General features: G+C 74.8%; 6 protein-coding genes and 1 pseudogene. 3 read left to right on the forward strand and 4 right to left on the reverse strand.

Annotation, left to right across the window (positions count from 1 at the left end; genetic code table 11):
- Positions 1-17: 17 nt before the first annotated feature.
- The 3 genes from AB0D10_RS36730 to AB0D10_RS36740 all read right to left on the reverse strand — a co-directional run bounded on the left by AB0D10_RS36730 (position 18) and on the right by AB0D10_RS36740 (position 5,366).
- Complete coding sequence (locus AB0D10_RS36730; RefSeq protein ID WP_360264253.1) at positions 18-4,175, reverse strand: HAMP domain-containing protein; 4,158 nt, start codon at positions 4,173-4,175, stop codon at positions 18-20.
- A gap of 244 nt (positions 4,176-4,419) precedes the next feature.
- A complete protein-coding gene (locus AB0D10_RS36735; protein ID WP_360264256.1) occupies positions 4,420-4,887 on the reverse strand; it encodes an ATP-binding protein in 468 nt (155 codons plus the stop codon).
- Positions 4,888-4,898: 11 nt separating this feature from the next.
- Positions 4,899-5,366, reverse strand: coding sequence for an STAS domain-containing protein (locus AB0D10_RS36740; protein ID WP_360264259.1), 468 nt, complete (start codon positions 5,364-5,366; stop codon positions 4,899-4,901).
- A 259-nt stretch (positions 5,367-5,625) separates the two neighbouring features.
- On the opposite strand from AB0D10_RS36740, the gene AB0D10_RS36745 reads away from it, so the two are divergent.
- From AB0D10_RS36745 to AB0D10_RS36755, 3 genes are all read left to right on the forward strand, one after another.
- Positions 5,626-6,336, forward strand: coding sequence for a hypothetical protein (locus AB0D10_RS36745; protein ID WP_360264262.1), 711 nt, complete (start codon positions 5,626-5,628; stop codon positions 6,334-6,336).
- Positions 6,337-6,361: 25 nt separating this feature from the next.
- Positions 6,362-6,955: a GNAT family N-acetyltransferase gene (locus tag AB0D10_RS36750; RefSeq protein WP_360264265.1), complete on the forward strand. Its 594-nt coding sequence runs from the start codon at positions 6,362-6,364 to the stop codon at positions 6,953-6,955.
- A 626-nt stretch (positions 6,956-7,581) separates the two neighbouring features.
- Positions 7,582-8,469, forward strand: coding sequence for a S1 family peptidase (locus AB0D10_RS36755; RefSeq protein ID WP_360264268.1), 888 nt, complete (start codon positions 7,582-7,584; stop codon positions 8,467-8,469).
- An 87-nt stretch (positions 8,470-8,556) separates the two neighbouring features.
- Here AB0D10_RS36755 and AB0D10_RS36760 read toward each other — a convergent pair.
- A pseudogene (locus AB0D10_RS36760) lies at positions 8,557-9,663 on the reverse strand (reductase); the annotation flags it as partial.

Here is a 9,663-nt window from a genome sequence, read left to right on the forward strand (position 1 = left end):
GCCCGGTCCGCCGGTGGTCATGGCGCGTCCAGCCAGGTCCGCATCCGGTCGAGCAGCCTGGCGGTGTCGACGGGCTTGGTGACGTGGTCGTCCGCCCCGGCGGCCAGGCTGCGGTCCCGGTCCCCGGGCATCGCCTTGGCGGTGACGGTGACGACCGGCAGCCGGTCGAAGCGGGGATCGGCGCGGATCGCCTCGATGGCGGCGTAGCCGTCCATCCCGGGCATCATGACGTCGATCAGGACCAGGCCGGTCTCCGGGTGGGCGTGCAGCAGGTCGAGTCCGGCACGGCCGTCGGCGGCGTGCAGGACGGTCAGCCCGTGCTGTTCCAGGGCGGCGGTGAGGGCGAAGACGTTGCGGATGTCGTCGTCGACGATCAGGACGGTCCGTCCGGCGAGCCGCTCGTCCACGGGCGCGGGCCCGGCGGATGCGGCTTCCGCGGGTACGGGCCCGGCGGATGCGGCTTCCGCGGGTACGGGCCCGGCGGGCGCGGCCTCCGCGGGTGCGGCCTCCGGCGGGCGGTCGTCGCCGGTCAGCCGGATCACCCGTTCCCGCAGGTCGTCCAGTCCGACGACGCGTTGCACGCCCGGGGGCGGCTCGCCATCGCCGCCGTGGCCGAGGACCGGTGTGCCCGCCGCCACCGCTTCCCCCAGGGCGGGCGCCAGGTCGCCGGAGCGGGCGAGATCGATCAGGACGCAGCGGTGGGGCCCGTGCGCGAGCGCGGCCCGGAGCGTCGCCCCGTCACCGGCCGCGTCCACCCGGACCGGTGTCCCGCCCGGTGCGGCGGCGGAGCGGGCGAGCTGGGTGAGCAGGGCCGGCGGGTCCGGCTCGACCACCAGGACCCGCGGCGGCACCCGCGGGTCGTCGGCCGGTCCCCGGTCGGGTTCGCCCAGCGGCAGGTGGAGGGTGAAGCAGCTGCCCTGCCCGGCGGTGGAGCGGACGGTGATGGCGCCGCCGAGCAGCCGGGCGAGTTCCCGGCTGATCGACAGCCCGAGGCCGGTGCCGCCGTAGCGCCGCGCGGTGGATCCGTCGGCCTGCTGGAAGGCCCCGAAGACGGAGTCCAGGTGGTCCGGGTCGATGCCGATCCCGGTGTCCTCGACGTGGAAGGCCACCGCGGCCCCGGCGCCGTCGAGTTCGGGCGGCAGGTCCGCTCCTTCGGCGCGTTCGATGCGCAGCTCCACCCGGCCGGTGTCGGTGAACTTGACCGCGTTGGAGAGCAGGTTGCGCAACACCTGGCGCAGCCGGGCCTGGTCGGTGACGATCAGTTCCGGGACGGCCCGGTCGACGCTCACCTCGAAGGCGAGGCCCTTCTGGTCGGCCAGCGGTTCGAAGCCGGACTCGACGTACTCCAGCAGCTCGCGCACCGCGAAGGGTTCAGGGGTCAGCTCCATCTTCCCGGCCTCGACCTTGGAGAGGTCGAGGATGTCGTTGATGAGCTGGAGCAGGTCGGTGCCGGCCGAGTGGATCACGCCCGCGTACTCGACCTGTTTGGGGGTGAGGTTCCCGCCCGCGTTCTCGGCGAGCAGCTGGGCGAGGATGAGGAGGCTGTTGAGCGGGGTGCGCAGTTCGTGGCTCATGTTGGCCAGGAACTCGGACTTGTACATCGAGGCTATGGTCAACTCCCTTGCACGGTCCTCCAGTTCCTGGCGAGCCTGCTCGATCTCCAGGTTCTTCGCCTCGATGTCCCGGTTGCGCTGGGCGAGCAGGGCGGCCTTCTCCTCCAACTCGGTGTTGGAGCGTCGGAGTTCCTCCTGCCCTTCCTGCAACTCCTCGGATCTGGTCTGGAGTTCGGCGGTGAGCCGCTGGGACTCGCCGAGCAGTCCGTCGGTGCGGGCGTTGGCGAGGAGGGTGCCGATGTTGACGCCGCAGGCTTCGGCGAACTGGTCCAGGAAGTCGCGGTGGACCTGGGTGAACGGGTGGACGGAGGCGAACTCCATGACGCCGATCAGCCACTCCTCCAGAGCGATCGGCAGCACCACGACGGAGTGGGCGTCGCCGGAGCCTGCGCCCGAGGCGAGGGTGGCGTAGCCGGGCGGCAGCCCGTCGACGGTGACGGTGCGCCGGCTCCGGGCGGCCTGGCCGACGAGGGACTCCCCCATCCGCAGCCGCCGCTGTTCCCCGGCCGGGCGGCCGTAAGCGCTGATCAGGACCAGTTCGGGGCCGGCCTCGCTCTCCTCGGCGAGGAAGAACGCACCGTACTGGGCGCCGACCAGAGGGGTCAGCTCGTCGGTGATCATCTCGGCGACGGAGCGGATGTCCCGGCGGCCCTGGATGGCGGCGGAGAAGTACGCCAGGTTGGTCTTCAGCCAGTCCTGCTCCTGGTTCGCGGAAATGGTCTCGCGCAGCGATCCGACCATGGCGTTGATGTTGTCCTTGAGGTCGGCGACCTCACCGGAGGCGTCGACGCTGATCGAGCGGGTCAGGTCGCCGGCCGCGACGGCGCCGGTGACCTCGGCGATCGCCCGGACCTGCCGGGTGAGGTTGCCGGCGAGCTCGTTGACGTTCTCGGTGAGCCGCTTCCAGGTGCCGGAAACGCCCTCCACCCGGGCCTGGCCGCCCAGCCGGCCCTCGCTGCCGACCTCCCGGGCGACCCGGGTCACTTCGGCGGCGAACGAGGACAGCTGGTCGACCATGGTGTTGACGGTGGTCTTCAGCTCCAGGATCTCGCCGCGGGCGTCGACGTCGATCTTGCGGGTGAGGTCGCCCTCGGCGACGGCCGTGGTGACGGAGGCGATGTTGCGGACCTGGCTGGTCAGGTTGTGCGCCATGAAGTTGACGTTGTCGGTGAGGTCCTTCCACGTCCCGGCGACGTTGGGCACCCGTGCCTGGCCGCCCAGGATGCCCTCGGTGCCGACCTCCCGGGCGACCCGGGTCACCTCGTCCGCGAAGACGGACAGGGTGTCGACCATGGTGTTGATCGCGTCGGCGAGCGCCGCGACCTCGCCCTTGGACTCGACGGTGATCTTCCGGGACAGGTCGCCGCGAGCCACGGCGGTCGCCACCTCGGACATCGAGCGGACCTGTCCGGTCAGGTTGGAGGCCATCACGTTGACGTTGTCGGTGAGGTCCTTCCAGGTCCCGGAGACGCCCCGCACGGTCGCCTGCCCGCCCAGGTTCCCCTCGGTGCCGACCTCCCGGGCGACCCGGGTCACCTCGTCCGCGAACGAGGACAGCTGGTCGACCATCGTGTTCATGGTCTCCTTCAGCTCCAGGATCTCGCCGCGCGCGTCCACCCGGATCTTCCGCGTCAGGTCGCCCTCCGCGACGGCGGTGGTCACCGACGCGATGGCGCGGACCTGGGCGGTGAGGTTGTCGGCCATGACGTTGACGGACTCGGTCAGCGCCTTCCAGGTGCCGGAGACGTCCCGGACGTCCGCCTGACCGCCGAGCCGGCCCTCGGTGCCGACCTCCCGGGCGACCCGGGTCACCTCGTCCGCGAACGAGGACAGCTGGTCGACCATCGTGTTGATGGTCGTCTTGAGCTCCAGGATCTCGCCGCGCGCGGCGACGGAGATCTTCTGGGTGAGGTCGCCCTCGGCGACGGCCGTGGCGACCTGGGCGATGTTGCGCACCTGCCAGGTCAGGTTGCCCGCCATCGCGTTCACCGAGTCGGTCAGGTCGCGCCACGTCCCGGCGACGCCCGGCGCCTGCGCCTGGCCGCCGAGCCGGCCCTCGGTGCCGACCTCCCGGGCGACCCGGGTCACCTCGTCCGCGAACGAGGAGAGCGTGTCCACCATGGTGTTGACCGTGTTCTTGAGCTCCAGGATCTCGCCGCGCGCCTCCACCTCGATCTTCTGGGTGAGGTCGCCGCGGGCCACCGCCGTCGTCACCTGGGCGATGTTGCGCACCTGCCAGGTCAGGTTGCCCGCCATCGCGTTCACCGAGTCGGTCAGGTCCAGCCAGGTCCCGGTCGCGTCGGGCACCTGCGCCCGGCCGCCGAGCCGACCCTCGCCGCCGACCTCCCGTGCCACCCGGGTCACCTCGGAGGTCACCCGGCCCAGCTGGTCGGTCATGCCGTTGAAGACCTCGGCGATCTCCCCGAGCACCCCCGGCCGGCCCGGGGTGAGCCGGGTGCGGAAGTCCCCGTCGCGCACGGCCGTCAGCCCGGCGAGGAGCTGCCGCAGCGCCTGCTCGGCGGGGTCCGCGGCAGCGCCGCCGGGTACGGGGTGCTCGTCCATCCGTTCACCGTCCGGATCACTCGCACGGCCGGGGTGCGCCGTCCGGGCACCTCGGAGCTGCGGGGGCGGGTCCGCCACCCTGCTCCCACTGTGCCACCGAGGGCGCCGCGGCGGGCGGCACCGCCGTCGGCCGGGGTCGGCCTCCACCGGGCTCACCGCCCTACCGTCGTCGGACCGCACCGTCGGGCCCGACCGGCGGGAACGGCCCGACCGGCGGGAACGGCCCGACCGGCGGGCGCGGCAGTCAGCCCCGCCGGTCGGCGCCGGGACGGACCGGCGGGGCCGGCACCTCCAGCCAGACCAGCTTCCCGCCGTCCTCCGGCTGCGAGCCCCAGGCCCGGGAGAGCCGGTCCACCACCCGCAGCCCGTGCCCCCCGGGCCGCCCCGGATCGCCGAACGGCCGCAGCCTCGGCACCACCGGGCTGGCGTCCGCGACCTCCACCCGCAGGCGGTCCCCGTCCCACCGCAGCCGCAGCTCCCGCGGACCGCCCGGAGCGTGCAGACACGCATTGGTCACCAGCTCCGACACCATCAGCAGCACGTCCTCCACCGCCAGGCGCCCCTCCTCGTCGGCACTCGGCAGCCAGTGCCAGGACACCAGCGCCTGCCGGCTGAACTCGCGGCTGCGCTGCACCGCACCGGCGCTGCCCGCGAGCGCCAGCCGCCTGGTCTGCTCCAGGCCTGGTGGCTCTCCGGTGCCGGTACGGTCCACGGCCGGCCCCCTCACGCCGGCCCGGGGGGCGGGTCGGCGGGCCCGGCGGGGTCCGGCGCGGGTGCCCCGAGCGCCGTGCCGAGGTCGCGGTGGATCCGCAGCACGCGGTCGGCGCCGGTGATCGCGAGCAGCCGCGCCACGACGGGGCTCGGGCCGGCCAGCTCCAGCCGGCGTCCGGAGGCCTGCCCGTCCAGGCGGGCGCGCAGCAGGATGTTCAGCCCGGTCGAGTCGCAGAACCGCAGGTCCGCGAGGTCGACCACGATCCGTTCGAAGCCCGCCGCCGGCGGCCGCGCGAGCACGGCGCGCAGCTCGTCCGCCGTGTCGTGGTCCAGCTCCCCCGCGAGGGTGACGACGCACACCGGGCCCTGGTCGGCCACCACCACGCGCAGCCCGCCGGACTCGTCGTGTCCACCGGACTCGTGGCGCCCACCGGGCTCGCGGGGCTCCTCGGACGGCGGTTCCTCGGATGGCCGTGGCATGGCTCGCTCCCTGTCCGGTCGATACGGCGTGGCGCCGTCGTGACCATCATCGCGCGCACCCTGCCGGGGCGCTCGGACGGTCTCGCCCCAGCCGGTCGCGCCCCTGGGGCCGGGGAACCACGGGCCGGACGGCGGGGCTCGCGGCCGGGCGACCCGCCCGTCGGCGGAGCACCCCGGGGCCGGGACCGGGCGGGCGGGACCTTGAGCGCACCTGAAGGCGCTTCGCCGCCGGCCGGCCGACCTGGCAGGATCTCCCGCCATGAGCCGAAGCGACACCTCCGCCCCGGGCCGACGGCAGCGGCGCGGCCGGGCCTCGAAGGACGACCCGCCCTGGCCGCGGCGTCCGCTGCTGACGGCGCTGTGGATCCCGGCCGCCGCCGTCCTGCTGCCGGTCGGCGGGGCGCTCGGCGCCTTCGGGCTCTGGCTGCTGCTGCCCGCGCTGGTGCTGGTCATCGCGGGGGCGACCGGCCTGATCTACGCCCTCCTCAGCCTCTGCCGCTCCGGCGCGCTGCGGCTGGTGTCGATGGCGCTGGTGATCGGCCCGCTGGTCGCCGTGCCGCTGCTGGCCATGAACACCGCCCAGGCCACCGTGCTCGGGATGCGCGGCGTCACGCACCCGGGAACGGTCACCGGCATCCGGGTGGTCCACGGCAAGACGACCTCCTACTACTGCTCCGTGCGCTACGAGGACGCCCCGGGGCACGGCAGCTCGGTGGACTGCGGCACCGGGGACACCGTCGGCGAGCGCGTCATCGTGACCGAGGACCCGGGCGGCCTGGTGGACCCGGAGTTCGGCGACGCCTCCGACGGCGGGCGCTTCGACCTCTCCCTGCTCGGGCTGACCGACGCCTCCCTGCTAGGCGTCGCCGGTGCGGCGGCCGGTCTCGGCGCCCTGATCCACCTCGTCCGCACCCGTGCCGCCCGCCGCCCGCCGTGGCCCCCGCAACCACCGAATCCGGTTGCCCGGTGAGACGGGCACGGACCATCCTCTCCCCATGGAACGCACGGAACCCCAGGCAGGCCCCGCATCCCCCCAGCCCGTCATCGCCCTGGGCGAGGTGACGCTGCGCCGCTTCGCCGGCGAGGCGGACCTCCCCGAGTTCTTCACCGTCATCGAGGAGTCGCTGGAGCACCTGCGGCCGTGGATGCCGTGGGTCGCCGAGCACAGCCGCGCCAAGACCGCCGAATACCTGGGTGCCAGGGCGGATCGCTGGGCGAGCGGGCAGGACTACGCCTACGCGATCGTGCTCGACGGCGCCATCGTGGGCGCCACCGGGCTGTACCGCCGCGAGGACTCCCCGGCCGACGTCCTGGAGATCGGCTACTGGCTCCACCCCGCCGTCACCGGGCGCGGTCTGGCGACCCGTGCCGCGGCGGCCCTGGTCGACGAGGCCTTCCGCCTCCCCGGGATCGCGTGCGTCGACATCGTGCACGACCCGGCCAACCGCGCCAGCGGCGCGGTTCCGGCGCGCCTCGGCTTCACCGTGCACCTGCGCCGCACCGCCGAGGCGGTCGCCCCGGCCGAGAGCGGCGAGGAGCAGGTCTGGCGGCTGACCCGCGCCGGGGCCGCCGCGCACGCCCGGCGGTGACCCCGGCGGTCCGCCGCCGTGGGGGGAGCGTGCGGACCGCCGGGCGCGCCCGGCCGGACGGGACGGTCCGGCGGCGCGCCGGGAACGGACGCGGCAGAGGCCTCGCCTCCGCGCGGAGCGCCCCTGTTCGAACTCCGCTGCCCCGCCGCGGACCCTCACCCGCGACATCGTGCGTCCGTTCCCGATACCTGGGAGACCCCGTCGGGCCGCACGGATAACACTTTTCCGGGTCCGCCGGGCGCGCGGCCGGGTCGACGACCGGCCGGCTCGCGCTCCGGGGTCCCGACCCGGCGGCCCCGCGCCCTCGGGGTACTCCCGTGCGCTCGCCCCGCACGTCCCGCCAGCGCGGCGGGCCGACCGGCGGGCCCGGAACCGTCGCCGCCCGGGCCGCGCCCGGGCCGGGCCTCCGAACGGCGGAGCGGCGCACTCGGCCGACCGCGCGCGGGTCCGCCGACACCCGGTCAGGAAGCTTGTAGCGAAGGGTCCGTTTCCTGATACTTCCGGTCAGCGCCTGTCAGGGGCAGATCATCCGTCGCGCTTCCGGACAGCACGCTCGGAGTCCGCCCGCCGTCTGACCGCGCCTCACGGCCCCCGACCCCCAGGGGCCCGCTCCCAGGAGGAGACCGGTGAGGATCAAGCGAGGGACCCCCCGCCCCGGCACCACCCGACGCCGCAGCCGCCTGCTCGCCGTCGCCCTCGGCCTGCTGACCGCCACCGCGGTCGCCGTGCCGGGCGCCGCGGCCGCCCCCACCCGCACCCCCGAGCCCGAACAGCTCGCCGCCACCAGCGACGCCGTCCTGCACGCCGAGGTCGACGGCACCGCGTGGTACGTCGACGAGGCCGCCGGGCGCGTCGTGGTGACCGCCGACAGCACCGTGTCCCCGGCGGCGCTCAACCGGATCACGCAGTCCGCCGGCGGCGACCCGTACGTCCTGACGGTCCGCCGCGTCCCCGGCACCTTCACCCCGCTGCTCGCCGCGGGCGACGCCATCTACGGCGGCCAGTACCGCTGCTCGCTCGGCTTCAACGTGAAGGACGCCCACGACACCTACCTCCTCACCGCCGGGCACTGCGGGAACGTCGCCTCCCAGTGGTTCACCGACGCCGCCCACAAGACGTCGATCGGCCCGACCCTCTCCTCGACCTTCCCCGGCCACGACTACGCGCTGGTCCGCTACGACAACACCGCCCTGAGCCACCCCGGCGGCTTCACCTCGGCGCCGAACGCGGTCGTCGGCGAGCAGGTCAAGCGCACCGGCTCGACCACCGGCACCCACAGCGGCAGGGTCACCGGGCTCAACGCCACCGTGCGCTACACCGGCGGCGACACCGTACGCGGCCTGATCCAGACCAACGTCTGCGCCGAGCCCGGCGACTCGGGCGGCCCGCTCTACGACGGCACCAAGGCGCTCGGCCTCACCTCGGGCGGCAGCGGCAACTGCACCGTGGGCGGCACGACCTTCTTCCAGCCGGTGAACGCGGCGCTCGCCGCGTACGGCGTCAACGTGTACTGATCCCCCGCCCCGCCCCCTCTCCCGAACCCGCGGCCGTCGGCCCGCTGCCTCGCGCGGCGGGCCGACGGCCGTCCTCAGGCGGTCGACTCAGCCCGCGTAGACGTCTTCGACGTAGCGGCCGGCCTCGATCAGCCCCTGCAGCCAGGCCTGTGCCTGCTGTTCGTCGGCCTGCGGTGTCCGTTCCCGGTACAGGTCGCGGAAGGCGGCCCGCACGCCCGGGGCCATCCGGGCGCCGTCGCCGCACACGTACACCTCGGCACCGGCTTCGAGCAGCGCCCAGACCTCGGCGGCCTCGGCCGCGATGCGGTCCTGGACGAAGCGCCGCCCGTCCTGCGGCCGTTCGCTGAACGCGGGCCGCATCGAGACGGCACCTTCCCGCTCAGCTGTCTCCAGCTCCGGCCGGTGCAGGTAGTCGGCGTCCGGCGCGTCGCAGCCGAAGTACAGCAGGGCGGGGGCGAGTTCGGCCCCGTCGTGGCGCAGGGCGCGGCGGTCGGCGACGGCGCCGCGGAAGGGGGCGAGGCCGGTGCCGGCCGCGATCATGATCACCGGGGTGTGGTGGCCGATCCGGAACGCCTGCCGGCAGGGCCGGACCCGAGCCAGCACGGTGTCGCCCTCGGCCACCCGGGCGAGGTGGCCGGAGCCGGTGCCCCGGAAGGTGCCCCGCCCGGAGCGGGCCGGGGCGCTGAGCACCGAGACCATCAGGTCCACCTCGGTCGCGTCCCACTGCGGCGAGGAGGAGATCGAGTAGTGCCGGGGCCGGATCGGCGGCAGCAGTTCCAGCAGCACCGGCCAGGTCAGGCCCTCGCGCAGGGCCGGGTGGTCCTCGATCAGGTCCAGGAGGGTGCGCGGGTCGTTGTCGGGCAGTGCGCGCAGGGCGGCCTGTTCGGGCGGGCAGGGGTTGCGGTCAGCCAGTACGGCGCGCTGCGCGGCGGTCGGGCGGTCCTGCAACTCGACGTGGTGGGTGAGGAGTTCGCGCACGGTCAGCGGGCGGTCGACGGCGTGGCCGGTGCGCCGGTGGGACACGATGTCGAGCACGGTCTCCGGGTCGGCGCCGAGCAGGCGGGCCGCGCGCTCGACCAGGGCCGGGTCGTTGGCCGGGAGCACGGTGAGGTGGTCGGCGGTGCGGTAGTCGACGCCCTCGGGCAGGGCGAGGCGGACCAGGCGCTTGGCCCGCGGGTGGTCCGGGTCGGTCAG

It is taken from the genome of Kitasatospora sp. NPDC048545 (assembly GCF_040651155.1).
Lineage (GTDB): Bacteria > Actinomycetota > Actinomycetes > Streptomycetales > Streptomycetaceae > Kitasatospora.